Source organism: Idiomarina tyrosinivorans (genome assembly GCF_003987475.1).
In the GTDB taxonomy this organism is placed as follows: domain Bacteria; phylum Pseudomonadota; class Gammaproteobacteria; order Enterobacterales; family Alteromonadaceae; genus Idiomarina; species Idiomarina tyrosinivorans.
The window spans coordinates 1-864 of the sequence record NZ_PIQH01000021.1 but is presented as its reverse complement, the minus strand read 5'-3'; the positions used below and the strand labels follow the sequence as shown (position 1 = coordinate 864).

Sequence of the window (864 nt, the reverse complement as noted above, 5' to 3'; positions counted from 1 at the left end):
CCTGTAAACCCGATATATTCCATATGGATCAAGATGGTAGTGTTAATTTTGTTGAAGTGAAAACAGGTGACGCAGGCTTTTCACCGAACCAATCAAAGGTTATCGAACAGGTCGGGGTGGATAGTGCAGGTAATCCACAATATCGTATCCCCCCTGATGCAACGCCTTCTGGTGAATTAATGAGAACGCTGGATTCAAGAAAAACAGGCGGAACGCTTGCGGAGTTAGGCTACCCAAATGGTATTCCTGTAAAAGTTATCCGAACCGAGGGGGTAGAAGGTTAATCAATGAAAAAAGCAGAAATCATTAAGTATTTAAAGGGGCAATATAAGGCGAAGAAAGTTGATAGTGACTGGGAATTCATCTTAAAAGACGATGGTGAGGGCTACCTGGCCTTTTTTCCAGGCACTTTCGGCACAGGAAGCACGAGAACATTGTTAGGTATGCCATCAATGACCCTACCTTGGTTATTGCAACTAGATCGTTCTATTTTTTTCTCAGAAAGCCAACAAGTGGTGCCTTTTTTTGTGGGGCGTCAATGCAAGCTGTCTGTCTCAGATGGAATCATTCGGGAACACCACGTTGATGAAATGGTTGAGAATTGTTTTGAGTGGTTCCATCAGCAAAATCAGCAGGAGACTATCGCTACAGAATTTTCGCGATGTTACGAAAAAATCACAGGCTTTCCTCCAGCTGGGTGGCAACCAAAGCATATTATGGCTTGTGTATTAAAAGGCGACGTCGACAGACTACGAGGTTATCTGGATGCCTTTAAGCGTGGTGACCGAATGGAGTTTATCCCTATTATCAAACAAGAGTACTTCGAGCGAGCCATTCCGCTGGCTGAAAAATACCGTTCAGGAG

General features: G+C 44.0%; 2 protein-coding genes. Both read left to right on the top strand.

The features are described from left to right. On the top strand, positions 1 to 284 hold a 284-nt coding region (locus CWI84_RS11745; RefSeq protein ID WP_157981025.1), incomplete at its 5' end, for a hypothetical protein. A 3-nt stretch (positions 285 to 287) separates the two neighbouring features. After that, positions 288 to 864: DUF6990 domain-containing protein (locus tag CWI84_RS11705; protein WP_133307096.1), on the top strand; the 577-nt coding region annotated here is incomplete at its 3' end.